The organism is Nostoc sp. S13 (assembly GCF_029379315.1).
In the GTDB taxonomy this organism is placed as follows: domain Bacteria; phylum Cyanobacteriota; class Cyanobacteriia; order Cyanobacteriales; family Nostocaceae; genus Nostoc.
Map to the genome: position 1 here is coordinate 41,586 of NZ_JAQYWQ010000012.1, position 26,748 is coordinate 68,333.

General features: G+C 41.4%; 18 protein-coding genes and 3 pseudogenes. 8 read left to right on the top strand and 13 right to left on the bottom strand.

What is annotated here, in order from left to right; translation table 11 throughout:
- Positions 1–453: 453 nt before the first annotated feature.
- From PUQ00_RS06485 to PUQ00_RS06495, 3 genes are all read right to left on the bottom strand, one after another.
- Positions 454–3,156 carry a type I secretion system permease/ATPase gene (locus tag PUQ00_RS06485; protein WP_300414337.1) on the bottom strand — a complete coding sequence of 901 codons (2,703 nt, stop codon included), beginning with the start codon at positions 3,154–3,156 and terminating at the stop codon, positions 454–456.
- Complete coding sequence (locus PUQ00_RS06490) at positions 3,105–3,887, bottom strand: peptidylprolyl isomerase (RefSeq protein WP_300414339.1); 783 nt, start codon at positions 3,885–3,887, stop codon at positions 3,105–3,107. Before PUQ00_RS06490 ends, PUQ00_RS06485 begins: the two co-directional genes overlap by 52 nt.
- 445 nt (positions 3,888–4,332) lie before the next feature.
- Entirely contained in the window at positions 4,333–5,154 is an 822-nt protein-coding gene (locus tag PUQ00_RS06495) for a TIGR00297 family protein (RefSeq protein WP_300414340.1), read from the bottom strand.
- A 741-nt stretch (positions 5,155–5,895) separates the two neighbouring features.
- Here PUQ00_RS06495 and PUQ00_RS06500 point away from each other — a divergent pair.
- A complete protein-coding gene (locus PUQ00_RS06500; RefSeq protein ID WP_300414342.1) occupies positions 5,896–6,327 on the top strand; it encodes a VOC family protein in 432 nt (143 codons plus the stop codon).
- A 62-nt stretch (positions 6,328–6,389) separates the two neighbouring features.
- Here PUQ00_RS06500 and PUQ00_RS06505 read toward each other — a convergent pair whose 3' ends face one another.
- Complete coding sequence (locus PUQ00_RS06505; RefSeq protein ID WP_300414343.1) at positions 6,390–7,028, bottom strand: triacylglycerol lipase; 639 nt, start codon at positions 7,026–7,028, stop codon at positions 6,390–6,392.
- A 515-nt stretch (positions 7,029–7,543) separates the two neighbouring features.
- Between PUQ00_RS06505 and PUQ00_RS06510 the strand changes: the two genes are divergently transcribed.
- Positions 7,544–8,080: a hypothetical protein gene (locus tag PUQ00_RS06510; RefSeq protein ID WP_300414344.1), complete on the top strand. Its 537-nt coding sequence runs from the start codon at positions 7,544–7,546 to the stop codon at positions 8,078–8,080.
- 30 nt (positions 8,081–8,110) lie between these two features.
- Here PUQ00_RS06510 and PUQ00_RS06515 read toward each other — a convergent pair whose 3' ends face one another.
- From PUQ00_RS06515 to PUQ00_RS06530, 4 genes and pseudogenes are all read right to left on the bottom strand, one after another.
- A complete protein-coding gene (locus PUQ00_RS06515) occupies positions 8,111–10,447 on the bottom strand; it encodes a VIT domain-containing protein (protein WP_300414346.1) in 2,337 nt (778 codons plus the stop codon).
- 110 nt (positions 10,448–10,557) lie between these two features.
- A pseudogene (locus tag PUQ00_RS06520) lies at positions 10,558–11,040 on the bottom strand (DUF4351 domain-containing protein); the annotation flags it as partial.
- Positions 11,041–11,112: 72 nt separating this feature from the next.
- The gene (locus PUQ00_RS06525) at positions 11,113–12,177 is read right to left on the bottom strand and encodes a tetratricopeptide repeat protein (RefSeq protein WP_300414348.1); all 1,065 of its coding nucleotides are present in this window, start codon (positions 12,175–12,177) and stop codon (positions 11,113–11,115) included.
- Between the two features lie 68 nt (positions 12,178–12,245).
- Complete coding sequence (locus PUQ00_RS06530; protein ID WP_300414350.1) at positions 12,246–13,019, bottom strand: 16S rRNA (uracil(1498)-N(3))-methyltransferase; 774 nt, start codon at positions 13,017–13,019, stop codon at positions 12,246–12,248.
- 198 nt (positions 13,020–13,217) lie between these two features.
- On the opposite strand from PUQ00_RS06530, the gene PUQ00_RS06535 reads away from it, so the two are divergent.
- Positions 13,218–14,810 carry an AAA-like domain-containing protein gene (locus tag PUQ00_RS06535; protein ID WP_300414352.1) on the top strand — a complete coding sequence of 531 codons (1,593 nt, stop codon included), beginning with the start codon at positions 13,218–13,220 and terminating at the stop codon, positions 14,808–14,810.
- Between the two features lie 27 nt (positions 14,811–14,837).
- Complete coding sequence (locus PUQ00_RS06540; RefSeq protein ID WP_300414354.1) at positions 14,838–17,588, top strand: AAA-like domain-containing protein; 2,751 nt, start codon at positions 14,838–14,840, stop codon at positions 17,586–17,588.
- A 64-nt stretch (positions 17,589–17,652) separates the two neighbouring features.
- Here PUQ00_RS06540 and sir read toward each other — a convergent pair whose 3' ends face one another.
- Together sir and PUQ00_RS06550 are read right to left on the bottom strand one after the other, a co-directional pair.
- A complete protein-coding gene (gene sir, locus PUQ00_RS06545) occupies positions 17,653–19,569 on the bottom strand; it encodes a sulfite reductase, ferredoxin dependent (protein WP_300414357.1) in 1,917 nt (638 codons plus the stop codon).
- 239 nt (positions 19,570–19,808) lie between these two features.
- Positions 19,809–20,347 (bottom strand): annotated as a pseudogene (locus PUQ00_RS06550) (hypothetical protein).
- A 393-nt stretch (positions 20,348–20,740) separates the two neighbouring features.
- On the opposite strand from PUQ00_RS06550, the gene PUQ00_RS06555 reads away from it, so the two are divergent.
- From PUQ00_RS06555 to PUQ00_RS06570, 4 genes and pseudogenes are all read left to right on the top strand, one after another.
- The gene (locus tag PUQ00_RS06555) at positions 20,741–21,682 is read left to right on the top strand and encodes an ADP-ribosylglycohydrolase family protein (protein WP_300414360.1); all 942 of its coding nucleotides are present in this window, start codon (positions 20,741–20,743) and stop codon (positions 21,680–21,682) included.
- 87 nt (positions 21,683–21,769) lie between these two features.
- Positions 21,770–22,711 carry an ADP-ribosylglycohydrolase family protein gene (locus PUQ00_RS06560; protein WP_300414363.1) on the top strand — a complete coding sequence of 314 codons (942 nt, stop codon included), beginning with the start codon at positions 21,770–21,772 and terminating at the stop codon, positions 22,709–22,711.
- 135 nt (positions 22,712–22,846) lie between these two features.
- Positions 22,847–24,118 (top strand): glycosyltransferase, encoded by a 1,272-nt coding sequence (locus tag PUQ00_RS06565; protein ID WP_300414366.1) that lies wholly within the window; start codon positions 22,847–22,849, stop codon positions 24,116–24,118.
- 98 nt (positions 24,119–24,216) lie between these two features.
- A pseudogene (locus PUQ00_RS06570) lies at positions 24,217–24,400 on the top strand (ADP-ribosylglycohydrolase family protein); the annotation flags it as partial.
- Positions 24,401–24,464: 64 nt separating this feature from the next.
- Here the strand turns inward: PUQ00_RS06570 and cutA are convergent.
- Genes cutA through PUQ00_RS06585 form a run of 3 tightly spaced genes read right to left on the bottom strand, consistent with a single transcriptional unit; the run spans position 24,465 to position 26,677 of the window.
- The gene (cutA, locus tag PUQ00_RS06575) at positions 24,465–24,797 is read right to left on the bottom strand and encodes a divalent-cation tolerance protein CutA (protein WP_300414369.1); all 333 of its coding nucleotides are present in this window, start codon (positions 24,795–24,797) and stop codon (positions 24,465–24,467) included.
- A 5-nt stretch (positions 24,798–24,802) separates the two neighbouring features.
- The gene (locus PUQ00_RS06580; protein WP_300414371.1) at positions 24,803–25,804 is read right to left on the bottom strand and encodes a transposase; all 1,002 of its coding nucleotides are present in this window, start codon (positions 25,802–25,804) and stop codon (positions 24,803–24,805) included.
- A gap of 21 nt (positions 25,805–25,825) precedes the next feature.
- Positions 25,826–26,677, bottom strand: a complete 852-nt coding sequence (locus PUQ00_RS06585) for a hypothetical protein (RefSeq protein ID WP_300414374.1) — start codon at positions 26,675–26,677, stop codon at positions 25,826–25,828.
- Positions 26,678–26,748: the final 71 nt, after the last annotated feature.

Genomic DNA, 26,748 nt, shown 5'->3' on the forward strand with positions numbered 1-26,748 from the left:
CTGTTTTTTAATATCAAAATGATATCATTGTAATCACAAATAGCAAGTGACCAGCCGTCATGGGTGTCAACTTAAGGTAAAACCAGCCTAGAACCAGCTTTTAGAGATTGCTTCGTTCCCAGTCAGAGACTGGGAATGCATATGGGAGGCGGAGCCTCCAGAATTAGCAACAGAGCCACAAAAAACAGCATTTCCAGCCTCTGGCTGGAAACGAGGTTTTAAAAGGGTTTCACCTTAAGTTGACACCTATGACCAGCTGTACGCCCCTACAGCCGATTCATGTGTTGCAAAGATTTTTGTCAATGATATTAAGATTTGGGCAAAGGCAAAAAGCCAGAGCGTCACCAAACAGCAAAACGCTCTCTAGGATTGAGAGCGCTTTTAGTTGAATTTTTGAGGTTAAATAAGGGTTGGCTACTTATCCAACAGGTGTTAAATCTAGACTTGGCATCACTAGATATTTGCCTGCTGCCGTTGATATAGTGACCAATACAAACCCTTTTGTTGCAACAACTGTGAGTGAGTACCACGTTCGGCAATCACGCCTTGCTCCAATACCAAAATCAAATCAGCACGTTTGAGGGGGGCAAAGCGGTGAGCAATCAGGAACACAGTACGATTAGCGGAAATTTTTTGCAGGTTTTGCAATACTTGTTGTTCAGTTTCACTATCCAAAGCGCTGGTAGCTTCATCCAAAACTAAAATCGGCGCTTGGGAAAGAAATAGCCTTGCTAGGGCAATGCGTTGTCTCTGTCCACCAGATAAAGCGGTACCGCGTTCACCAACATTGGTTTCGTAACCGTAGGGTAATTGACTGATGAAGTCATGGGCTACTGCTAGTCTTGCCGCCTCTACTACTTGCTCTGCGGTAATGTCGGGAGTACCGAGAGTGATATTTTCCAAAATCGAACCGTTGAATAAAAAGTCTTCTTGGAGAACTACACTAACTTGTTGCCGCAGTGAGGCTAAATCGGCACTTTTAATATCAAAACCATCAATCAGGATGCGTCCTGATTCAATTTGATAGAGGCGCTGCAATAGCTTAGACAGGGTACTTTTACCAGAACCGCTACGTCCGACAATGCCAACAAATTGCCCTGGTTCGGCATTGAAAGATATTCCCCGCAGAATTGCTTCAAAGTTGGGACGGTAACGGAAAAATACTTGCTCGAAGGTGACTTGTCCTTTCAGGGGTGGTAAAACTAGTCCAGTTCCTAGTTCAGCTTCTGGGGAAACGTTGAGAATATCACCAATGCGATCTACAGAAAGTAGCACTTGTTGGAGGTTTTGCCACAACTGTACTAAACGCAAAAGTGGGCCTGTGACTCTACCAGACAGCATTTGAAACGCAACTAGCTGTCCGATTGTGAGCTTTTGTTCGATGACTAACTTGGCGCCAAACCAGAGAATCAGCATGGTGGAAAAATTGGTGAGAAAGTCACCAATGTTGCTGCTGATATTGGAGGTAGTAGAAGCTTTAAAACCTGTGCGAATGAAGCGAGCAAATAAGCCTTCCCAGCGATCGCGGGCTACTGGTTCTGCTGCATGGGCTTTAACGGAGTGAATCCCGGTGATTGTCTCCACTAAAAACGATTGACTATCGGCACTGCGGTTAAAGGTTTCGTTGAGCCAGTTACGCAGAATTGGGGTTGCAACTATCGTCAATGTGGCAAATAGCGGCAGTACTGCTAAGGCGACAAAGGTGAGTGGGACGTTATAGTAAAACATCAATGCCAGGTACACCACAGCAAAGATGCTATCTAGAATCACAGTTAATGCTGTACCTGTGAGAAACTGACGAATTTGTTCAAGTTCCTGGACTCGTGCTATTGTGTCTCCGACGCGCCGCGACTCAAAATAAGCCAAAGGCAGACGCATCAAATGGCGAAATAGCTGTGCTGATAAACTCAAATCGAGACGACGAGCTGTATGGGTAAAGATGAATAAGCGCAGAATGCCGAGTATGGACTCAAATATGGCTACACACAAAAGTGCGATCGCCATCACATCGAGAGTCGGCAAACTCCCCTGCACCATCACTTTATCAATAACGACTTGCGTAATTAGCGGTGTTGTTAACCCCAAAAGCTGCAAGGTAAAAGATGCTAACAATACTTCTGTTAGCAATCCCTTATACTTCCAAACTGCTGGAGTGAACCAACTGAGGTTAAATTTTTCTTGCTGGGATATGAGTTCTACTTGCCATAATTGTCCATTCCAGGATGCCTCAACTATCGACTGCGGCAAGCTTTCACAAGTCCGTTCGGGATTTAGAGGGTTAGCGATAATTAGGCGATCGCCCTTAACTCCATAGGCCACCACCCAGGATGGACTCTGGGGTGAGTCAGAATTCCACAACAATAAAGCTGGAAATGACAGCTGTCGCAACTCACCCCAACTCACTTGTAACCGCCGCAACACTAACCCTAACTTTTCTGCTGCTTCCACAACCTGTTTTGGGCGTTGTCCTCTGAGTTGGCGCTGCACCCATTCCAGTTGCACAGAATTTTCTAACTGTTGTGCCACCATTGTTAAACAAGCAGCTGCGCTGTTCCAACTGGCAACAAACGGATAATTTGAGATGATCAGATTGGCGGCTGGGAGTTTTCTTTGGGGTTGGAGGCTGTGGGGGCCAGAAGTGCCAACGGAAGCTGGCGGTAGTGCAGGAGTGGCAGAGAAGGAAAATGTCTCCTTTTCTCTCTCCATACCTACTGGTAACACTTGCCAGAACTCCTGAATTTGTGGGTGAGAAAATTCTGCCCACAGCGCAGTATCCCAACACACTACTATCACTTCTTTACTAGCAGCTACAGCTTTAAAATCCGCAGACATCTTTTGTAAGTCACCAAACCAATCCCCGACTTCTAGGGCTGCTAAAGGTTTGCTAATGCCCTCCTCTCGCAAGCGCACTTTCCCAGCCACAATTAAGAATTGATAACCGCCAATATCGTTTGACCAGATTTTTTCTCCAAGACGATATTGACGAGTTTGCGACTCATTTTGCAACTTGGATTGTTGTTCGGGAGTCAGCCAACATAGCGGTGGCTGATTCCAAGGCAAAGAAGCTAGCACTTTTAATCGTAAAGATTCATTATCCAGAATTTTTAACTCACTTGTAACTTGACTGTCAGTTTTTGAATTTTCTCTGCTAGCCATTTGTCAAACAACTCATTTTGTAGTGCTTGCTTTAATTGAGTATCTTCTAAAGACGCGGGCAGAAATTGTTCTACTCGAAACAAACCATAAGGCCCTTCTCCTTGGAGAGAGTCTTTGCCAACGATTTCTATTGGCCCGATCAATTCTCCAGGACTTGCCACATCAATAGCTGCCCGTAATATATCTGGCATACTGCCTCGGCTGATGATTCCCATCATGCCGTTTACAATTCGGTCATCTGCAAGTGAATATTCTTTAGCTAATTGCTCAAAACTACCTCCTTCTTCAATTTGGGTTTGTAGTTCGTCTACCAATTCTCGATTATCAACAACAATCCGAGAAAGTACTAACCGATCCAAAAAAATTTTGCGTTCAATAAAATATTCTTGGAGTTTTGGTTCTGTCACTACAGCTTTCAGCTTTTCTAACTTGTACCCAAAAGTAACCGATGTGTAAAAGCTAGCGTAATCTGTGTTATTGGTCTTTAACCATTGTTGAAAACTTTCAGGGTCAGTCAGTTGATTTTTCAGCCTAAAGTCAATAATTGCCTGTTCAGTTATTGCTGTACCAATCTCAATATCGTCTCGGATTCGGATTTCTGACTCAATAACGTACTGGCGGAGAATATCTCCAATGAACTGTCCTAATTTTCCAGAGGCTTGCAGATACTTTACTGCTTCCTCAATAGAAATTATTTGGTCATTGATTGTCAAAAATGATAAATATTCCATAAACTATTTATGTGACAATGATTAAACACCTATAGAACTTTTAAATTAAATCATATAGAGATCATCTGGTGATTGATGGATAAATATGATAAAGATTCTATGAACTAATTACATCTAAATGGTCAAAGAATTATATAGCTACGAAATAAAATAATTTGCCATGATTAGTTTTACGGTCTAGCGGCGACAAAACAGGATTGAAAATATTCAGTTGTCAGGCAAAGCAACTTGTCTAACCAAATCTTTATAGATTCAGAGAAATGATCAGCTAGTTAGATAGGCGAAAATAAACCAAAATCTATTAAGTATTGTTTTTTGCCCGTTTTCTACCCAAGTTGCTAAAAGTCGAGCCACTGCCTTACTTTTATTACCAAAGTTGTCGGAACTGACTTAGAAAAATCGCCCCATACGCCACCTTAATGAGTAATTGTTTATGCTCATCTGTTTACTTAATAATATTTATCCATGTCCACGCAAGTAGCACAGCCGCGATCGCACCGATTAATGTATTAAAAATATTGACTACTTCATTGGTCAGCCAGGTATACTTAGATTGCAGTGTTGCCCCAATCACACTTTCTAAGTTAGTGGCAATAAATGCTGCCAGCACACACCAAGCTACTCCCAATAGATCAATTAAACCAACTGCCCAACCAACAAATGCGATCGCTACAGAAGCCACGATACCAGCTAAAGTTCCCTCCAAACTTACCGCCCCTTCTGTACCGCGAGGCACTGGTTGGAGTGTGGTAATTAGAAAGGTGCTTTTACCATATGCTTTACCAACTTCGCTGGCAGTGGTGTCAGCCAGCTTAGTACTGAAACTCGCTACATAGCCTAACAATAATAGAGACTGGGGACTTGTAATGAGCGACTTGTACTGAACAAAGTCGAAGTATTGGGAACCAGGTACAAGAAACCCCGAATTTATTAGCCCTACTCCCAAGGCACACAGCGCCCCAGTTAAAGCCGAACCCCAAACATTTTCTGGGCCTCTTGCCCCAGAACGCTTTTCGGCAATTCCTTCTGCCTCTTTCTGCGCCATACCGATGCGGGTAACGCCAGAACCAACCAGAAAATAGAACATTATTACTGCATATCCTTGCCAGCCTAGAGTTACCCAAATTAGGATGGACAAGAACCAGGCGTGGAATAATCCAGCAGGGGTAAGCAGCTTTTTCGGAGCAATCCAAGCTAAACCCAATAAAATTGTGTTTAATCCTATTGCTACCAACCAGGGATTTACAGAATTAATTAAGGATGACATCAGCAATTAATCATGAGTAATTTTGTCTGAATATCAACAGAATAACGAATTTGTGATACTTAGTGCTTAATCTCTGACCAGAAATAAAAAGGTACAAGCCCCTAAATTTATTTATGGGGTTCTTACTTCTTACTTTTAACTTTTGACTTTTGACTTCCCCGAAGGAGCTGACACCTCCCCAGCTAAAGTAATATGTTTGTATTATTAAGGGTATAGCGTAGGCGTAGACTTGAAAGCTGAGTGTAAAACTACAAACAATGTCTTAGATATACACTGCAATATTGACTAAAGAACGTGGATTAAACAAAATGCAAAACTTTTGTTTAGTTGGGTAGATTCTTGAGTGCTTAACGCACCCAATACACTCTAATGAAGTTGTAAGTTATTAAATCTCCGTTCCTAAGCGTCTGCCTATGCAAACCTAAATTAGTATAGCTGCATGTGCAGCAGCTGAAATCTTACTCAGTCCCCAATCTTAGTCATCAGGATATAAGGATATAAGTTAATCTTAATTAAAACTGTGTTCAAGTTGACCACAATCAAGACCTAACAGCATAAATTAGACTTATCCGGAAATGAGAACTTTATTTGGCTGAAACCTAGCTCTGGAGAGGGTTTTAGAGGTTCCTGTTTTATATAAGCTAAAAAGCCAGCTATGTAAGGGTTTCAGCTATTTTGAGGTTTATTTGTGGATAAGTCTATTGTAGATAGCATCAACTACTACTCTTTTCCACACAAGCTATGAGCCAAACTTTATTCCATCTTGCTTTCCCTGTAACTGACGTTGCCCAAACAAAAGCATATTACGTGGATGGCTTGGGCTGCATTCCTGGTCGTGAAAACCGCTACGCCCTGATTCTCAATCTCTACGGTCATCAACTAGTGGCTCACGTCACCAAAGAACCCTTGATACCGCAAAATACTATCTATCCCAGACACTTTGGGCTAATTTTTACCCAAGAACGTGATTGGCAAGACTTACTAGAAAGGGCACAACAACAACAGCTACTTTTTCGCGAATCAACCAAAAATCGCTTTGTTGGTTCTCCTCTTGAGCATCGCACTTTCTTTTTAGAAGATCCCTTTTATAACCTCATGGAGTTCAAGTATTATCGTCACGCAGAGGCGATTTTTGGGAGTTACGAACATACACAAATTGGGGATAGGACTTAATAAATTCGTAATTCGTAATTCGTAATTAAAGATGAAAAAATCAAGTCTGGCAAGCATTCTAGCTACTGACTAGATACTTTTTTAAGGAAAGGTAGCTTAATCTCCTCTGCTAAAGCTGCTGTTACTACTGCTAAACTCCTGGAGTCTGTTAGCATCCAAGGGTGTAGAGCAACTGGTACTATTACTTCGCTTCCTACGGAGATTTGTGAACTATTGGCTGGGACAATCATCAAATCATAAGGTGTCCAGATAGATGTAAAATCTAGCTGCCCCAATATTATTACAGCATCAGAATTTAAATCCTTGAGAAAAATGCTGTCGGGGCGCATTTGTACGCAACCAGGACGCCAGGAACCATAAGCAACAACAGTTCCATGATGGGGCGAAGAAATGGTAATAAACCTCTGTACGCGGTTAATCCCTCCCAGTCGCTGAATATAGTAACGGCTGACAATTCCTCCCATACTGAAGCCGACTAAATCTAGGCGTTGTTCTGATCCAAAGGTAGCTGTAACATAATCGGCTACCTGCTTTGCTAATTCATCAAGACCCACATCACCATTATTGGGAAGCAAATCCAGGCTATATACAGACCAACCCCCTTGTATGAGGTATGCCCTCATTTTATGGAAAACTGCCTCTGTGTCGTCAATCCCGTGTATTAGCAAAACGGGATTGCGTTGTTTATTTTCAGTGTTCATTTACAAAATCTGGCTGAATTAAGGGGCCTATCTCACTTTTGTCGGTACATAAAGCTCTACAAACTGGAGCTATCGCTTTTCGGATTCTTTATAAAGATATTTTTGCAAAAGTGAAATGCTTCTGAATCTAAATTGTATAAAATCTAACTTACCGCTATCGCTATCTGCCAATAGGCTATGACACTCCTCCCACTGGTTGAAAGTTAACTGCTTGCGTCACTTCAATTAGCTATTTACCAAACAAAGAAATGTTAATTTTTGTCAAGCTTGCTTTCAGAATCTTGCTCTTAGCTACAGTAAAATTTAATAATTAGTTCTCAGTGTATAGAGGTTGCAAGTGCCTGTAAGAAAACATTTGCCCTATAGTTTTACTAGAATGTTGATTAAGTACAAGCCTATAAACGTTGTCACCATAACGGGGTGACGCAAAGCAGAAAAATGTAACATTTTGTCGTAATTTTTAACAATTACGGTCGAGTTGCAAATATAAAAGGTAAAAGGCAGGAGTAATTGTAATGGATTTTATCAAAAAGCTAATTTCGGGTATTCAGGGTTTTCTTAGCGGTATCCTGGGTTTGATTACTGGACTCTTACCAGGGAAGAAGAAAAGCAACGGCTACTTCTTAGAATTGGACGAAGCCAAAGATGCTGCTAAAGATGTAGCATCGAATGTGAAGAAAGTAGCAGAGACAGTTGCATCGAATGCTAAGAAAGTAACGGCAACAATTGCATCAGAAGCACCAGCTCTATCCAAGCCAGATTCATTGAACGGAACAAAAACCGCCGCAGATCAGGCTAAGGCACAATCAACTAAAAATCCCAAAGCAGCGGATGTTCAGCTAGTGCAGACTGCTGAGGGTCTTAAAATTCAACCAGGCAAAAATGAAAAAGCCGCAGCAGCCAAAGTACTCAAAGAGCAGCCAACTGAAACCACCTTTGCGCCAAAATATCTTGCTCCTTCGACTACTAGTTCTAATGGTCGTCGTCGTCCAGGAGCAAATATGAGTGTTTACTTAGACATGGCACGTCAGATTAAAACGTCTAACAAGTGATATAGACCGTAAATTTCGGGTCTATAGAAGTTAAACGTGAACATGCAAGCTTAAGATAACTTTGCCAGTTGTAGATGGAGGAACTCTCCAAAGTAAGAGCGATCGCTTAATTATCTCCACTACAACTGCATCTTTTAGGGTCGAGGCTTTCTCATCCAAAACTACCCGTTCTACCCGACCTTTGTTGAGAGTGAACTCAAAGACGATTTCACCACTGAAGCCTGAAGGAAAGTTTAGTTGTTGAAAGTGTTTGGTTAGGTTAGCAATTCCTGTGTCATCCAAGCCAGTAACGCTGATTACTTCTAACTGATGGTTGATAGCTGCGTCTGATATTTCACCTAGTTCTATCTCCTGGGAATCAAAGCTCTTAAAAGGGATATTAACTTCTTTGGCTACTGGGGATTTTGGCGATCGCTTTTGTAGGAGAAAATCTGGAGCTACTGCTGAGGCTAGCGCTGATGGCATTGAGAATGATATTTTAGGCGCAAAACCACCAGCAGGAGGACTGCCAAACACTCCTTCGTAACTAACTGCTTCAGGCATTTCTACTGGCACTTGCATAGACAGGTATTCGCTTCCTGGTTCAACCCGCACGTCATCGCTGACAGCAACAAAAGCGGTGTATTGAGAAAGCAGTTGATAAGTTAAGGCGGTTTCTGTAACTGCTTCTACACCAGCTTTTGTTTCAAAGCTCACCATTTGATTCATCAAATCTTTGATGCAGGCACGTCCCCATAACTGCGCTATAGCAAGATTTCCTGTTTCCTCAAATATGAGATTAAATGTTTTTTCATAGTGCTTACTGCCCGCAGCAATGCCGGAGATTTGCAGATTACCTCTGGCTCTATCCTGTTTACGACCAAATAAAACTAATGGTTGTGCGGTGAATAAATCAGGCGCTGTGGCTGGGTAAATCACAGGCGATTCTGTGTCACCTTGCCAAGAAATTTGAATATTTGTAAGTACGGGATTGTTGATTTGCCTGTAAAATTTTTCGGCAACTTCTTCTGTGGGTTCATCATGACGAATAATTCTAGATATTCCCCGGCCAATTTCGGCGATGCGATTTAGTAAAAAACGGTTAACAGAACTACCAGCACCGAAACTGTAAAGGCGATTTCCTGGTTGTAGGTGCTGTTGTACCTCTGACAAAATCTCATTTTCGTTACCGATGTAGCCATCGGTTAAGAGGACAACACTGCGTAATCTTCCGGCTGGTGTGGGGAAATTTATCGCTGTACGAATGCCACTGAGCATTTCTGTGCTGCCAGCAGCTTGTAAATTGTTAATGTAAGCGATCGCTTCGGCACGATTTTCTGATGTATTCGGCAGAGGTTTCTTTGATAACTGTCTGACTCTATCGGAAAAATCGATAATTGTGAAAGTATCGTGGGGATTCAACCCATTGATAAATCGCCGCATCAATTCCTGACACTTTTGCAACGGATCGCCAGATTGCGAACCGGAAGTATCCACCAAAAATACGACATCTTTGGGGACAATTTCATCAGTGGAATATTCCAAAGCTGGAATTAGATAAATTGCAAAATGTCCGCCGCGATCGTCTGCTTGGGTTAATACTGTCGATTGAGTTTTATTACCAGAAACTTGATAGCGGAGAATTAAATCTTTGTTGGGAATTGTATCTTCTCCGGCTAATTGAATCCGCACAATTTGACCTGAGTGTTCAATTTTTAATTGATGTGAAGGAGAACGCACTTCAGAAATTGGTAAACCTGCATCAATTTCTACTGTGACATTAATATTGTGACGCGATGTCTGCGACGGGCTACCCATTCCTTCTGGGACTACAGGCGGTGTAATCCGAGAAGCATCAGGAACTTGGTCTGTGTCACCGCTACCATCTATCGGCGTTCCTGGAATATATCTTGGCCCCACCACCATCGGGAAAACAAATTCGTAGTTTCCCGCATCAAATTTTAAACTTTCGGTGTAACGAATTGTGACATCAATTTGTTCACCAGGTTTGATGTTAGCCAGAGATTGGGTAAAGATATTGTCTCGTTGCTGTTCTAAAAGTCCGGCAGTGCGTCCTTCTTGTTTCGCCTTTTCGTAGATTTTTTGAGCTTCTTCACGTTTTTTAATATTGCCTTTGATGATGCGGCTACCTATTTTTATTTCCATGTCATCCACCGCCGCCTCATCAGGTAACGGAAAGATATACACTGCTTCTAAAGGCTGCGTGAAGGGATTTTCAAAGCTTTGGATCACCTCAACTCGTGACAAGTTACCTGCAATTTTTGCGATAACTTCCGTATGCTTGAGCGGAAAAACTAGCTGCTGTCCTTGAGGGGATTGAACGTACAAACTCCCTAACTGTTGGTTTTCAGCACTTACTGTATTCATGGATTTGATAGCTTGCTTTGTGTGGAATATAAACTTAGACCAAGCATAGTTAGATTTTTGAAAAAATCCAATCGGATTGCTATAAATTAATTTACTGATGATCATTTATTTTATTGTTGGTTTAACCAAGTTTCTAAATCAGCAACACTAGAAAAGTCTAGTAATGCTTCTCCGAGATTCTCTAATTGTTCAATAGATAATCCTTTAATTCCTTCGATTAATGAGGCATTAATTTCCCCAATGCGGCGATTGAGTTGACGTATAATTAAACGTTGTTCTCCTGATACAGCTTGTTCTCTGTCTCTTTGATAAAGTGGTTCTAGTCGCATAATTAACTCCCGATCATCTTCTTCTAATTCTTGATTTACTCTCAAGTTTTCGCGCAAGTTGTAAACTAATTCGAGTGTTGCTTTTTGGTATGGATAATTTAATGGTAACGCTTGCAACTCGACGATAGCTTGTGATTGCACACTTCCCCTTCCCAAAAGCCTCAACCATAAAGTCTCCGGTGTTTGCGGTAGTTGGTGTATCGCTACAATTGGTGTCCGCAAGGCATCTGGCAGAAAATGTACTCCTGATAACCAACCTTCTTTTAGTAATTCTTCCAAATAGTCCTTGGAGAATTTGTCATGTATAAAGCGCGTCATTTTATACTTGTCTATGAATTATTTAACCAACACCAGTCCACTATATAAATGAAAAGCTGAGTCCCAATTAGTCTCTTCCCTACGAAGCAGATGAATGTGAGACTTGATATGACCCAGCATTTCTGTTTGATCTAATGCTGTATCTGCAAAGGACGTGAAATCTGACCAAATTTTGACTTCAGGTAGTTGCTGGTCAATCCAACTCGATAAACTATTCCAATGAATTCTGATTGTATTTTGGCTAGCTTGGGGAATGATTTCTAAACCTTGCTGAAATTCATAGCCGTTATCATCAAGTCGGAGAATGCAACGTCTACCAAGTAGCTGTAAATCACAAAACTGGGCATAATCTTGTATTTGAGTTTTCCGTTCCAGTTTACCGCGCACGTCGCGATCTACGACTTCCTCAAAAATGGGCAATAGCCCCACTACTTTTGCTGTAACTTCTGACCAGTCAAAGGTGAGAGAACCGAGTTGATTTGCCTCGTTGCAGCAAACAACAGTAGCTTTTGGGGTAGATTCTCGGAAATATTTGACTTGATAAACTTGAATTTGCTGAATTTCAGCTATTGTTGCCCAAAAGCAAGGAATACCAGCCTGCTGTAGCTGTTTGCCGTAAAATTTTAGTTCTCCTAGTTGTCCAGTGCGGTATAACCTCCAGCCACGACTTGGCAATACCAGCCGTGCAGTGTAGGGGTCTAGCTGCATAATCTGGGCGAATTTTCGAGATGCTTCTATTTTCATCTCGTTACTGAGTGGCTTTAAAATTAGTACGCTAAGTTCGGTGTTATTAGGTTGGGCAGTTGCTTGGGAAATGGCTCTTTGTCTTTCTTCTAGCTCTATTTCTTGTAGCCGTTGCAAACCTTGACGTGCAAGCGTCAATATTTTGGTATTCGTTGTATCTCGTAGCAGTTGCCGATAAATTTTTTCTGCATCTTGGCGCTTTTCAGATACTTCATGTAACCGACCGAGATAATATTGTACCCAAGGATTTTCGGGCGATTCTTTTTGCAGCTGTTTGAGTAATTTAGCAGCTGTTTGATAGTCTTTATGCTCAAAAGCGATCGCAACTTGCTCAATCATCACTTACTTTAAATACACGCTAGAGTGATGTCTCACGTAAAAGTCATTTTGCGTGAGCTATAAATCATTTATACTTCACAAGTTGCGGCAATCAAGGATAATGCTACTACTGGGGCTGTAACTGCTCTCAGGATGCGACGACCAAGGGAAACAGGTTGAAATCCAGATGACTTCGCATTCTCAATTTCTTGTGTTGTCCATCCTCCCTCTGGGCCAGTAGCAATGATAATTGTTTCTTGTCCTATGTCATTTGTCACTTGTCCTTTGTACTGTAAGTAATCTTTTAAATGGGGAAACTCACCACGCGCCACACAGATATATTGCTGGCTGTTTGCAAATGACATAGGCGCTTCGCCTTCCCGCAGGGTATGACCAATGACTAATGACAAACCCGTATTAAAAGCAACAGGTTCTAAAATTGTCGGTACAAAGGAGCGCTCTGATTGTTCGGCGGCTTCGGCTGCGATGCGCCGCCAGCGTTCCAGCTTTTGAAGACTAGGATGAAGCAAAGTGCGATCGCTCAATACTGGTGCAATACAAGTTACTCCCAACTCCGTACAACACCGCACCACTTCATCAAATCCATTCCCTTTAGGCAACGCTACCATCAGCGTAATCGATACAGGTAATTCGGTTTCTACTGTCAGTGGTTCTAAAACCTGTGCTTGTTCGCCTGCAAGCTGCGCTAACCACCATTTTCCTCTACCATCCATTGCAATAAAGCGATCGCCTTCACGCAAGCGCAACACCCGCCCTAAATAATGTTGTTGTTCTTTGGTGAGTAAAATTTGCCCTTGTTGGAGTTGAGAGGGTGTGATCGCAATTCTTTGCAGTTGAGACATGATATGTTCTGCATGGTGAGGATAGGAATTATTTTCCGTCTAGACTGGATTTTGATCGAAATGAAATATTCTTGTATTTCTTGATAAAACATTAAAATCAAGTAGAATCACTTCAGTAGTTTCTCGTAAGTATGCTAAACCGGAACTGTGAGTGAAAAACAATGCAGGCAATTAATTAAACTTTAGGAACGGTTTTGGATGACTTACGCCAGCGATCGCCAGATGAAAATTTTGTTTTTAACGGCTGAACCTACTGATACGTCTAGACTGCGTTTACAGCAAGAGTTGCGAGAAATCCAGCAAAGACTACAACTAGCTAACCAACGAGAAAGATTTCAGCTAGAGTACGGATTATCTGCACGTCCTGGAGATGTCAGCCAAAAAATATTGGATTTTCAGCCTGATATTGTGCATTTTTCGGGACATGGTGCAAGTACGGGTGAGCTTTGCTTTGAGAATACATTTGGTCAAGTGCAACCGGTCAAGCCCCAAGCTTTAGCTGCATTGTTTGAATTAGTAGCTAATCAAGTCCAGTGTGTGCTTCTCAATGCTTGTCATTCAGTGATTCAGGCGGAGGCTATAGTCCAGCATATCCCTTTTGTCATCGGGATGAATACTGCTATTGGGGATAGAGCGGCGATCGCATTTTCTGTGGGTTTTTACAAAGCACGAGGTGCAAATCGACCCTATGAAGAGGCTTTTAGGTTTGGGTGTGTAGAGATTCAACTAGAAGGTATTTCTGAAGAACTAACTCCAGTTATTCGTCGAAAGATAGCCAAGCAATCCTCTAGTAATTTTTATATAGAACGCCCTGCAATTGAAGAGCAATGTTATCAGGAAATTAGAGAACCAGGCGCTCTCATCCGAATTAAAGCACCAGATAAAATGGGAAAAACATATTTGGTGAATAGGATTCTCACCTATGCGACAGCAAATAATTATCAAACTGTAACGTTGAATTGCAGCAGGTTAATAAATACCCTAACTAAAACCGATATGGAGAGATTTTTACGCTTATTCTGTGCTGCTGTTAGCCAAGAGCTAGGTTTAACTAATCAAGTAAATGAGCGTTGGGACAATCTATGGACTCCTATGGAGAACACCATCGGTTACTTTCAGGAATACTTATTACCAAAAACTGCTAACTATTTGGTATTAGCCTTGAATAATGTTGATTTAATTTTTGAGCAAAATGAACTTTCTCAAGAATTTTGTAGACTACTCCGAAGTTTTTATGATATGGCAAGGTACGGCGATGTAAAGAGTCAAATCTGGAAAAGACTCCGTTTGATAATTGCCCATTCTACAGAAGTTTATGCCTCGCTAGATATCAATAGCTCACCTCTTGCTAATCTACGTTTAGTAATTGATTTACCAGACTTTGAGCAGGAGCAGGTACAGCGTTTAGTCGAGCTATATGGACTAAACTGGAACATTGAACAAGTTGAGCGATTAATGGATATGGTAGGAGGACATCCAAATCTGTTAACAACTGGTATTGACCATATTAAATCGCATCAAAACTCCCTTGAGCAATTTTTAGAAGAAGCTCCAACCCTAGCAGGAGCATACAAAAATCATCTACAAGAACTTTTAGAAAAGGTTGAAAATAATCCAGAGTTAAAAACAGCATTCATTCAAGTCATATCGGCGAATGAAAACAATCCAGTTCAGCTGCGTCCGAGAATTGCCATCTCTTTGTACTATTTGGGATTAGTCAAGTTCCAGGGTAATTGTGTTCAGCCACGTTGTAAACTGTATCGGTCGTATTTTCGAGTTTTTCTTGAATAGTTACTAGCAAAATAGGTTAAATAAACAATGAATCAAGGACAAAAATATTATCATGTAGGTGGAGATTTAAATCTTGACGATCCTAGTTATATAGAGCGACAAGCTGACAGAAACCTTTATGAGAAACTGGAAGCAGGTGATTTTTGCTATGTATTTAACTCTCGACAGATGGGTAAATCTAGCTTGCGGGTAAGAGTAAAGAACAATTTAGAAACAGCAGGCTTTAAATGTGTAGTAATCAGCCTAGATAAGCTTGGGACTAAAGGGTTTACTGAGGAACAATGGTATAATAGTTTAATTAAAAATATCGCAGATAAATTTAATTTACAAACAGAGTTGTTATCAGATTTAACTCCATTAGATCGATTAAATTCTTTTTTCGAGAAGAAGTTATTAACAGAAATTGAGCAAAAAATTGTTATTTTTATAGATGAGATTGACACTGTTCTAAGTTTGGATTTCCCCACTGATGATTTTTTTGCTTTTATTAGATCCTGTTATAATGAGCGCGCTAATAACCGAATTTATGAACGAATTACTTTTGCATTACTAGGAGTAGCTACACCATCTCAATTAATCCAAGATACGCGACGCACACCCTTTAATATTGGCGAAGCAATCCAATTAAATGGTTTTTCATTACAGGAAGCTCGACCTTTAACTAGAGGATTAGAAAGTAAAGTCAATGACCCTAGAATTGCTGAATATATTCTTAAAGAAATACTCAAATGGACTGGCGGACAACCATTTCTCACACAAAAAATATTCAAAATAATTGCAGATCATGAAAATATCATTTCTAGTGATGAAAAGTTAATCTCTAAGTGGATAGAGGGATTAGTAAAATTACGAATAATTGAAAATTGGGAATACCAGGATGAACCACAACATTTAAGAACTATTCATAATAGGATTATTAATAGTAAAGAACCTCTTGTCAAATTGCTTAAATTATATCTTAAAGTTTTGCAAAATAAAGAATTACCAGTAAATGACAGTTTAGAACAAAGTGAACTAATTCTGTCTGGTTTGCTAGAAGAAAGGAATGGTAAATTAAAGGTTTATAACTTCATTTATGAATCAGTATTTAATTCTAATTGGGTTGCTGAAATGTTAGCAGAGATGCGACCCTATGAAGAACAATTACTGAGATGGTTATCATCTAACCGTCAAGATAAATCATCACTATTGCAAGGTCAAGAATTACAAAAAGCAATTGCATGGCGTGATGGTAAAATTCTGAATATTGAAGATTACCAATTTATTGATGCTAGCCAAGTACTAGAAATAGTTAATTTAGGAATTAAAATTCAAAAAAAAGAACGTTTTCAGCGTTTACTTGCAGGAATAACTGTCAGTATGATGATTATTAATGGAGTAAGTGTATTTCAATTACAAAAAACAATTCAATCAGAGTGGTTGCGTGTACCTTACGTTTTAAATCCAGAACTCTTTAGCCAAGGAGAAAAGTCTTTCTTTTTAGGTGATGAAATTTCTTATCAAAATAAAGGGGTCGAAGCTTTCAATAAAGGTGATTATTCAAAAGCAATAGAGTTTTTTAAAACATCTAAAGATATAGACAAAAGTGATCCTGAAGTAGTAATTTATTACAATAATTCCTTAGCCCAAGAACAGGCAAAAAAGATTAACCTCAAGCCTATAACCGTGGCTGTAGTTGTACCTATGTATGCGAGAAGAACATCTGCTATTGCAATGTTGAGAGGAGTCGCTCTAGCCCAAAATGAGTTTAATGAGTCGAAGGAAAAAGTTGGTTTTAAAAGTAGACTTTTGAATGTCAGGATAGCCAATGATAGTAATAATCCAGATCAAGCTCGAAAAGTTGCTAAAGAGTTAATTAAAGACTCAGATGTATTAGCAGTGATTGGTCACAATGCTAGCCAAGCTAGTAAATCTGCACTTGAGGTATATCAAAATAATGATTTGGCAATGATAGCCGCTACTAGCGCTAGTACGGAATTACAAGGTAAAGGTTTTTTCAGGACAATCCTTTCTACTAAAGTTGCTGCTAAATACTTAGCCGATTATGCTATCAAGGATAATATAAAAAAAGTTGTTATTTACTATAATAGAGATGCTTACAGTAAAGACATCAAAGAAAAGTTTGAAGCCTCGTTTAAGGAACAACGTGGGAAAGTTCGATCATCTATAGATTTGGAAGATTCACAACGAAACTTAAAGGGAGAATTTCTGGAAAATCTCGCTTCTATAAATCATCCAGATGCGGTTGTTTTTTTCCCAAATACAGAATCAGTTTCTACTGTAATTAAAATTGTTAGTTATAAAAAAAACGTCTATCCAGAATTAAGGAATTTACCATTGTTGGGAGGAGGAACTCTGTATACTTCAGAAATTTTAAAACAAGCTAAAGAAAATATTGAAGGTTTAATATTGACAGTTCCCTGGTTTCCTGAAGAGAAAAGTTCAAAAGAATTTGCAGAGCGAGCTTGCCGTGAATGGGATGATAAAATTGACTGGGCAACAGCTTCTAGTTATGATGCTACTCAGGCTTTTATCGCAGCCGTATCAAAATCTGATCTATCTAAAAAGAATGCAAGTGAACAGCGAAAGGATGTAATTGAAAAGTTAAAATCCATTAAGCTACCACCTGAGAAAACTTCAGGTGAGCGACTCCAATTCATCAATGGTGAACGGAAAGATGCTAAACCAGTTTTAGTCAAAGCAGTTGAAGGTATTAGAAAAAAATGTGGAAGTATTGAAGGGGGTGGATTTCGTTTTGAGCAAGTGCCGGAAAACTGAATACAGGAAACATTTTTTGCTTATTTGTGGCAGAGGAAATGTCTGCCACACAAAAATACTAGGCTTACGAAAGATTCTGGAAGTAAGCCTCTAGCGCTTCACTCACCAACTGAGTCATCGGCTTACCTTGGCTTTGGGCTACTTCCTTCAACTTACTATAAACCTCTTCTTTCAAATTTACCCGATGGCGTGATTTGCTTGCAGCATTGGCTGTTTGGGGGTCGTAGGTGGCAGTAAATTCGCGGATGGCATCAAAACCAACGCGATCGCAAAAATCACCGAAGCTTTCTTTCGATTTCCGAGATTTCTTAAAGTAAACAAAAATCGGCTCTAGGAAGCTTTCTAAATCATTATGGTGCAGCTTCTCTGTGTAAGGTTGCGCCAGTCGAGTCTGATTTGGCGAACCTCCTAACCATAATTGGTAAGATTCGGGAGCGCTACCGACAAAGCCCAACTCTGCTAAGTAGGGACGAGCGCAGCCATTGGGGCATCCTGTCATCCTTACCACAAAATGTTCATTTTGTAAACCTATTTTATCTAATAGGGCGCGAACCCGTTCCAAAATCCCTGGTATTGCCCGTTCTGATTCTGTGATTGCCAAGCCGCAAGTGGGCAAAGCCGGACAAGCCATTGCATACCGTACTAAAGGTTCAATTTTACTAGGGTCGTCTCCGACACCGTGACGGCTGAGAATGTCTTGAATAGCTTGCTTGCTATCTGGTTCGATATCGTAAAAAATCAGGTTGTGGTTGGGTGTCAGGCGGATAGGTAAGTTGAACTGCTCGACAATTTCCCGCAAGGCGGTTTTCAGTTGAAACGAACCTTCATCCTTGATTCGACCATTGTCAATGGAAATTCCTAAGAATAGCTTGCCATCACCTTGTTCATTCCAGCCGAGGAAGTCGTGATATTTAAACTCTGGCAGTGGTTTGAAGGCTTCAATTGGTTTACCGAAATATTCTTCAACTTGGGTACGGAATTTATCTACGCCCCAATCGTTGATTAAATATTTTAACCTGGCATGACGACGATCAGTGCGATCGCCATAATCTCTCTGGGTAGCAACAATTGCTTTCACTATGTCGTAGACATCATCTTTAGCTACATAACCAATCTCGTCTGCTAGCCTAGCGAAAGTTTCTTCTTTACCGTGTGTTCTACCTAAGCCACCACCAGCAAAAATGTCAAATCCTTCTAATTGTTTCTTCTTATTGGTAATTACTACCAAGGTGAGGTCTTGGGAATACAAATCAACCGAATTATCCCCTGGCACTGTCACGCAAATTTTAAACTTGCGGGGCATATAGTGCGTGCCATAAATTGGTTCTTCGTTGTCATGGATAATTGTGCCATTACCATTGCGCTGTCGTGCCGCCTTCACCTCTGGGTTTTCTTCAGCACTAATTGCTTTTTCCCCATCTAGCCAAATTTCGTAATAAGCGCCTGTCTGTGCTGAGAGCAAGTCAGCAATATTCTGGGCATACTCCCAAGCATACTGGTACTCTGGGCGATTCTTAAAGGGGGCTGGTGGTGCCATCACGTTGCGGTTGATGTCGCCACAAGCTCCCAAAGTCGTACCCAGATTCTTGACAATGGTGGCAATTGCTGTCTTTAGACTTTTCTTTAAAATACCGTGCATTTGGAAACCTTGACGGGTAGTTACTCGTAAGGTGTGGTTGCCATACTCATCAGCTATTTTATCTAAAGCCAGATACAGCTGCTGTGGTACCAAACCACCCGGATTTTTTGTCCGCAGCATAAACTGGTAATCTTTTTCCTGTCCCTTGAGGCGGTTGTCGCGGTTATCCTGCTGGTAAGAACCGTGATACTTCAAAAGCTGCACGGCATTTTCGGTAAAATGGGTAGTATCTTGAAGGATCTCAGTTGCTACAGGTTCACGCAAAAAATTACTATTTTCCTTGATTCCTTCTACTTTGGAAGGCTTACGGCTAGCGATGGGGGAAGGAGCAGATTTAACCATTAGACTTGTATAGTATTCTCAATAAAGCATTAGTAGACGCCGAATCAGCACCCTTCGGCTAATTGATCCCCGGTAATCCGGCCGGAATAATGAGGAATATTTCAATTTTACCACGGCAAAAGCCGGCTTTGTCAGTGATGTAACACTTAACAAAACCAGCTTTTTGCAGTAATGAGTGAAGAAGTGCTAAGTCCTGAGTACTTAGTAAAGTATAGAGCGACTGAGGACTCAATAATTTTTTATTTGAAGCGATAGCCAATACCACCATTAATGCTAACAGCAGAAGCATCGCTATTTTGGTAAGCACCAAGTCCGACTTTGGCATTAGTATAGACGAGGAAGTTGTTAGCAATTTCCGATTCAACACCAGCACCTAGCACTACTGAATCTCTATTACCTATAGGAGTTGGTGAGCCATCTTTCTCTACAAAAGAATAACCACCAGTTAAATAGGCATTGGTTCTATTAGCGATGGGCACATCCAGAGAAAGTTCTGGGATGATAGCACTTGTCTTATCACTCCAGAGGACATTACCGCGTGCAGAAAATGGCGTATTTCCCAACTTCAAGCGACCTGTGACATTACCGCCAAAGGTGGCATCATCGTTGATACCTTGTCGCCACTGGTAACGCCAGCTGCAACACCAGCACCAACATAACTAGCATCAGTACCTTTTTTGATTTCAGCAGAAGCTTGACCAGCTGATAGAACAAGAGGAGTAACTATTAAGGAAGACAATGCAGAAATTGTCACGAAAGACTTGAGTAAGCGTTTCATAATTTTGACAAAATTTTGTATTTTTTACTTATATATTCCAGGTCGAAAATGGTACAAGAATGTTCCAAACCATTCCCATATTTTCGGAAATGAGTGTTGTTATTGATGCAGAAAGCTTACAAGGTAACTATCCCTTATAATAATAAATAAGCTGTGATAATTACATTTCAATATCTTTATCATCCTGGTTTTTGATCCAGAGATAGACGCTTTTCAAACTGTCACAATAATTGGAACTCAAACCAAGTCTGGATGTGTAAATAAAATACCCGATTAGCAATTTCTTACCGAGCTTTTTACATAGGATGAAAAGTAGGCTGTAGCATCTGTTGCAACAAGCTATAGAGGGAATCTATAAAGTTAATTTTTAGCACTTCTCGTGGAGATTAATTAATGCTAACCGCTGCAAAAACGTTGTCTGGTTTGATGGGTTTATGTGTCGGTGATGCATTGGGTGTGCCAGTGGAGTTTACTAGCCGTGCTGAACGAGTAAAATCTCCAGTCACAACGATGTTGGGTTATGGCACATGGAAGCAACCACCAGGAACTTGGTCAGATGACAGTTCGTTAAGCTTTTGCTTGGCAGAATGTCTTTGTAGAGGGTATTCGTTGGATGCTATAGCCAATTCCTTTTGGCGCTGGTACAAGGAGGCTTACTGGACTCCCCGTGGCGATGTCTTTGATATTGGTCAAACTACTCATACAGCAATTATGCGCCTCAAACAGGGAGTTGTTCCCCATCAGGCGGGTGGCAAGGTTGAAAATAGTAATGGCAATGGTTCGTTGATGAGAATCTTGCCGATGGCTTATTGTCACAGAAACTTAACTTTAGGTGAATTGCTGGCGCGGGTGCATGATGTTTCGGCGATTACTCATGCCCATGCGCGATCACAAATGGCCTGCGGCATTTATATTAGTATTGCAGTGGCGCTCTTGGAAGGGGCTGACCTGCAAACAGCTTATCTACAAGGATTGCAAGACATCAAAACAATTTATTCTGTGCGAGAATTTTTGTTAGAGAAGCCGCATTTTGGCAGAATTTTCAGTGGTGAGATTGCCAAAGTACCAGTAGAAGAGATTAATTCTGGTGGCTATGTGATTGATACCTTAGAATCGTCCCTGTGGTGTTTATTAAATAGCTCGTCTTATTCTGAGGCGGTACTGAAAGCTGTTAACTTAGGTGGAGATAGCGATACTACCGCCGCCGTCACCGGTGGTTTAGCGGGAATTTATTATGGGGTGGAAAATATTCCTCAAAAATGGATGAACCAAATTGCTCGTAGGCAGGACATTATCTACTTGGCAGAGCGTTTTACACGGGCTGTTTACAGCTAGTTTGGAATTATAAATTATACCAAGCATTCGCTCACCGACTTTTCGCAAGTAAAATCAGTTGTAGAAAAGTTTCATGCTGGTTGAACAATGCTAACCGCTGCCAAAACGTTGTCTGGTTTTATGGGTTTATGTGTTGGTGATGCGTTGGGTGTGCCAGTGGAGTTCACCCAACGCGCTGAACGAGTAAAATCTCCTGTCATATCTATGCTGGGTTATGGAACTTGGGATGTTCCGGCTGGTACGTGGTCAGATGACAGTTCGCTGACCTTTTGTTTAGCAGAATGTCTTTGTGAGGGATTTTCACTAGATGCGATTGCTAATTCCTTCTGGCGCTGGTATCACGAAAGTTACTGGACTCCTCAAGGTGAAGTATTTGATATCGGTAACACCACATTTTTAGCAATTCTCAACTGGAAACAAGGAACTCCACCTCTGAAAGCAGGTGGTACTAGTGAAAATAGTAATGGTAATGGTTCTTTGATGAGAATCTTGCCGATGGCTTATTGTCACAAAAATTTAACTCTAGATGAATTGATTGGGCGGGTGCATGATGTTTCGGCGATTACTCATGCTCATGCGCGATCGCAGATGGCCTGCGGCATTTATATTAGTATTGCAGTGGCGCTCTTGGAAGGGGCTGACCTGCAAACAGCTTATTTACAAGGATTACAAGATATCCAAACAATTTATTCTGTGCGGGAATTTTTGTTAGAGAAGCCGCATTTTGGCAGAGTTTTGAGTGGTGAGATTGCTAAATTACCAGTAGAAGAGATTAATTCTGGTGGCTATGTAATTGATACCTTGGAGTCATCCCTGTGGTGTTTGTTAAATAGCTCGTCTTATTCTGAAGCAGTACTGAAAGCTGTCAACTTAGGCGGAGATACTGATACTACTGCTGCTGTCACTGGTGGGTTAGCAGGAATTTACTACGGCGTGGAAAATATTCCCAGACAATGGATGAACCAAATTGCTCGCACACAAGACATTATTTACTTAGCAGAGCGTTTTGCAAGGGCTGTCTACAGCTAGTTTGGAATTAGAAATTATAAGTTGGGCTGCTTCATATCTCGGTAAGGGTGGTACTCCAATTTTACTGTTGGGGCAGCGAGGCTTTAAGATCAAGCAAGTATATCTATACGGTGTCATTAACCGAGAGGCGCAGTAGTGAGCCGAATTGTTTTAACTACCATCGGCTCTTTTGGTGATTTGCATCCCAAAATTGCGATCGCACTTGAATTACAAAAGCGCGGTCATGATGTCGTATTTGCAACTCATAAAGAATATCAAGACAAAATTGAGGCTCTCGGTTTCGAGTTTCATCGGATGCGCCCTGATAACACTGCACTTAATGATCCACAAGAAATGGCGCGGATGATGGATCTGAAAACGGGCACAGAGTATGTCATCAAAAATTGGGTTTGTGCGAGTTTGCGTGAAACCTATACCGATTTGATGGATGGTGCAAAAGATGGAGATTTCATCGTTACAGGTGAAGGAGTTGTGGCGGCTCGATTGGTAGCAGAAAAATTAGAAATTCCGTGGGCGTTCGCTGTTCTACAGCCTGCCTCATTTCTTTCGGTTTATGATCCATCTGTCTTGCCTGTACTGCCATTTCTTGCCAAGTTACGGGGGCTAGGTTCTCTCGCTAACCGAGGCATCATTCAATTATCAAAAGTGTTGTCTAAATCCTGGGCAGAGCCGATCCACCAATTGCGACGCGAGCTTGACTTGCCACCTCTCACAGGAAATCCATTCATTGATGATAAATATTCACCTTATCTTGTATTAGCACTGTTCTCTTCAGTATTCGCAAAGCCTCAACCCGATTGGGCAAAAAATACAGTGCTCACCGGATTTGCATTCTATGATGGCAACAAAGGTGAGACAGAACTTGCACCAAAACTTCAGCAGTTTTTGGATAGGGACGATCCCCCAATTGTTTTTACTTTAGGTTCAGCCGCAGTGATGACTCCTGGTCATTTTTATCAGGAAAGTGTTCAAGCTGCAAAGCAACTGAACTGCCGTGCTGTTTTATTGATGGGTAAAAATACTCCTCCAGAGGATCTACCAGAGAACATACTTGCCATGAGTTATGTTCCATATTCTCAAATTTTTCCGCGTGCTTGTGCGATCGTGCATCAAGGTGGCATTGGTACAACGGCTCAAGTATTACGGGCAGGTCGCCCAACACTAATAATGCCTTACAGCCACGATCAACCTGACAATGCAGCAAGAGTTGAACGCTTGGGAAGTTCACGGACAATTCATCGAAAACAGTATTCAGCAGAACGGGTAGCCAAGCAATTGCGTGAATTGTTAGAAAATCCCAACTATGCTGCTAAAGCAGCAGACATCGGACGTATTATCCAAGCAGAAAATGGGGTTAAGGTGGCATGTGATGCAATCGAAAATCAGCTTTTAGAGTCAACACCCTAGTCTACAGCTAGTTTGGAATTATAAACTATACCAATTATTTGATCAACGGCTTTTCGCAAGTAAAATCAGTTGTAGAAAAGTTTCATGCTGGTTGAACAATGCTAACCGCTGCCAAAACGTTGTCCGGTTTGATAGGTTTATGTGTTGGTGATGCGTTGGGTGTGCCAGTGGAGTCCACCAGCCGTGCTGAACGAGTAAAATCTCCAGTCATATCGATGCTGGGTTATGGAACTTGGGATGTTCCTGCTGGTACATGGAGATGACAGTTCGCTGACTTTTTGCGCTGTTTACGCTTAGAGTTAGTAGTTGAGAGTGAGGAGTGAGGAGTTATGAAAATCTTGACTCCTCACTTTTTACTTTTAACTTGCTGAGAAATCCACTGCAAATAGGCTTGAGAACCGGCAACAATTGGTAAAGCAATAATTTCTGGCACTTCATAGGAATGCATTTCCTTAATTTTGGCCTCCATTGCCGGAAATTGCGCCAAATCAGTTTTAATCAGTAATTGCCATTCTTGCTCATTATGCAGTTCCCCTTGCCAGCTGTAAATTGAGTGGATTGGTAACAGACTCACACAAGCAGCGAGTTTAGCTTTCACAAGGGCATTTGCAATTGCTTCTGCCTCCTGCATGTTGCCAGCTGTCACCAATACCACACCATAGCCAGTAGGTGTCTCCATAACCTCTAAACCGTCGTAGACAAGGAATAGACCTGACCATCAATCAGCAGTCGCGTGATGCCCTTAGCTTGCAAATGAGTCCGAGCCTTATGGAGCATTTTACTATCTGGAACTTTAATCACGCGATCGCGCTTCGTAGAAAAGCGCTTGGCGACGCGATGGTTATCAAACACCGGCAGAGTTTTTTGCTGGGTTTCCAGACTGGGAATTTGTCCCAAGTCACCAAAGTCCTTCAGAGGTCGCGTAATTAATTCCGAGGAACGGTCAATTACCAAATAGCACGTTTTCGGCAAATTAGCAACAGATAGAGGTAAAACTTGAACTGATGCTTCACCTGGTCTTCGTTTTGTGACTAAAGGTCTTTGCTCATCTAGGTCATCATCATCAAAGTCTTCTTCCTCAAAGTCGTCATCTTCTAAATCATCATCTTCTAAATCATCCAAATCCTCTGATTCGTCTAGCAAATCATCGCCCAGCATGTGCGCGATGACGGCTGCACCTGGATGTTCATTCTTTAGTGGTGGGATGGGGATGCTGACTATTTCCGGCAGCCTTACCTCTGGAGTTTCTAATTTCTCTGTGATTCGGAGCTTCGGTTTTTCCGATGCCGAGGGACGTCGCCGCACTCGTCTACTAGCAGCGATTGACTCCGCCGTTTCCTCTGAGTAAAGTTCCTGCTCTACATGAATTATCCGACGTGGTAGTGGCTCAACCTTTGGCACTTCCAAGGGTTGGCTTTCGCTGGGTGGAACTTCTACCTCAGGCTCTGGTTCAATCAGCAGTGGTAACTGCTCATAGCTTACCTGTGCCCTTCCCTCAGGAGTTCTCGCAGCCCGCTTTAAAGAGACCAAGTATTCATACTCATCTTCTGGCAAAGTGCTTTTGAGTAGACGACTAATTGTCGAGTTACTCACACCATAGCGGTCTGCCAAAGTTGAGGTTGTTTCGGCAGTCTCTCGATATAACTTAAGAATTTCTTGCTTGTCAGAGTCTGTTAGTTTTCTCACGGTAGATACCAAAAATCTTTACTAAGTTCGTTTCCGTCCGCCGGTACGCCGCGTTCGTCTTAATGATGCGTCATATTCTAAGACAGCGCCCATGCCAAATAACACTCCACTAAACACCCAAAACACCTCTAATATCTCCCCACTTTGATAATTGGGGCCTTGGGCGTATTTAAACCACATATCTGCAATGTAGAGCGAAAAGGCCGCTGCTGCAATCATTCGCCAAGACTGGGAAACTCTTCCCCCCCAAAAGGCTAACAGCAGAGTGGTAGCAATAATTAACAAAACCACATCGCTAACTACATAAAACCAGTTCAAAATAGCGACTAGCAGTTGTGAGGGTTTTTCCTGTTGCATAGAAATCCACCATGCCAACAAACTACCGAATACTGCAATTCCTAACACAATTAGCCACTGCCATTTTTCCAGGTTGATTCGCCTGGAAGCCACAGCTAAAATCATGCCTACGCCAAGTAATAGATAAGTCAGTACAAAAAATATATCGCCTAAAGACACATCCGGTTCATCTTTTAAAACTATTTCGGTATAGCCAAAAATTATCCCTCCAACGAAATAGGAAAGCATACCTAAGCCAATTAAGAGCCAAACATTCCGGCCACTGACGATTTGCGGACTCAGCCAGTTCCTCAAGCATAAGATACTAGCACCCAAATAAGCTAAAGCTTCAAAAATATTTGTGCCAATCACATACCACTCGGCCCGGCTTTCTATGCCATCTGCTCCGGGAACTTTGGCACTAAACAACAAAAAGTATAACAGTGCGAGTACGGCCCAGCCAATATTAGCTAAGACAATGTTCTGAGTGGTGAAAATTGATTTAGAAAGGAACGAATTCTCGTAAGAGTTATTCATAGGGCTTGACTATGTAGATGCACTCTGGCAGTATTTTGAGTTAAAGGACTGTATATCTAAGCGGTGTGTCT

Excerpts from the sequence above, each read along its gene's own strand:
- PUQ00_RS06485 (WP_300414337.1), bottom strand. The coding sequence starts at position 3,156 with ATGGCTAGCAGAGAAAATTCAAAAACTGACAGTCAAGTTACAAGTGAG.
- PUQ00_RS06490 (WP_300414339.1), bottom strand. The coding sequence starts at position 3,887 with ATGGAATATTTATCATTTTTGACAATCAATGACCAAATAATTTCTATT.
- PUQ00_RS06495 (WP_300414340.1), bottom strand. The coding sequence starts at position 5,154 with ATGTCATCCTTAATTAATTCTGTAAATCCCTGGTTGGTAGCAATAGGA.
- PUQ00_RS06500 (WP_300414342.1), top strand. The coding sequence starts at position 5,896 with ATGAGCCAAACTTTATTCCATCTTGCTTTCCCTGTAACTGACGTTGCC.
- PUQ00_RS06505 (WP_300414343.1), bottom strand. The coding sequence starts at position 7,028 with ATGAACACTGAAAATAAACAACGCAATCCCGTTTTGCTAATACACGGG.
- PUQ00_RS06510 (WP_300414344.1), top strand. The coding sequence starts at position 7,544 with ATGGATTTTATCAAAAAGCTAATTTCGGGTATTCAGGGTTTTCTTAGC.
- PUQ00_RS06515 (WP_300414346.1), bottom strand. The coding sequence starts at position 10,447 with ATGAATACAGTAAGTGCTGAAAACCAACAGTTAGGGAGTTTGTACGTT.
- PUQ00_RS06525 (WP_300414348.1), bottom strand. The coding sequence starts at position 12,177 with ATGATTGAGCAAGTTGCGATCGCTTTTGAGCATAAAGACTATCAAACA.
- PUQ00_RS06530 (WP_300414350.1), bottom strand. The coding sequence starts at position 13,019 with ATGTCTCAACTGCAAAGAATTGCGATCACACCCTCTCAACTCCAACAA.
- PUQ00_RS06535 (WP_300414352.1), top strand. The coding sequence starts at position 13,218 with ATGACTTACGCCAGCGATCGCCAGATGAAAATTTTGTTTTTAACGGCT.
- PUQ00_RS06540 (WP_300414354.1), top strand. The coding sequence starts at position 14,838 with ATGAATCAAGGACAAAAATATTATCATGTAGGTGGAGATTTAAATCTT.
- sir (WP_300414357.1), bottom strand. The coding sequence starts at position 19,569 with ATGGTTAAATCTGCTCCTTCCCCCATCGCTAGCCGTAAGCCTTCCAAA.
- PUQ00_RS06555 (WP_300414360.1), top strand. The coding sequence starts at position 20,741 with ATGCTAACCGCTGCAAAAACGTTGTCTGGTTTGATGGGTTTATGTGTC.
- PUQ00_RS06560 (WP_300414363.1), top strand. The coding sequence starts at position 21,770 with ATGCTAACCGCTGCCAAAACGTTGTCTGGTTTTATGGGTTTATGTGTT.
- cutA (WP_300414369.1), bottom strand. The coding sequence starts at position 24,797 with ATGGAGACACCTACTGGCTATGGTGTGGTATTGGTGACAGCTGGCAAC.
- PUQ00_RS06585 (WP_300414374.1), bottom strand. The coding sequence starts at position 26,677 with ATGAATAACTCTTACGAGAATTCGTTCCTTTCTAAATCAATTTTCACC.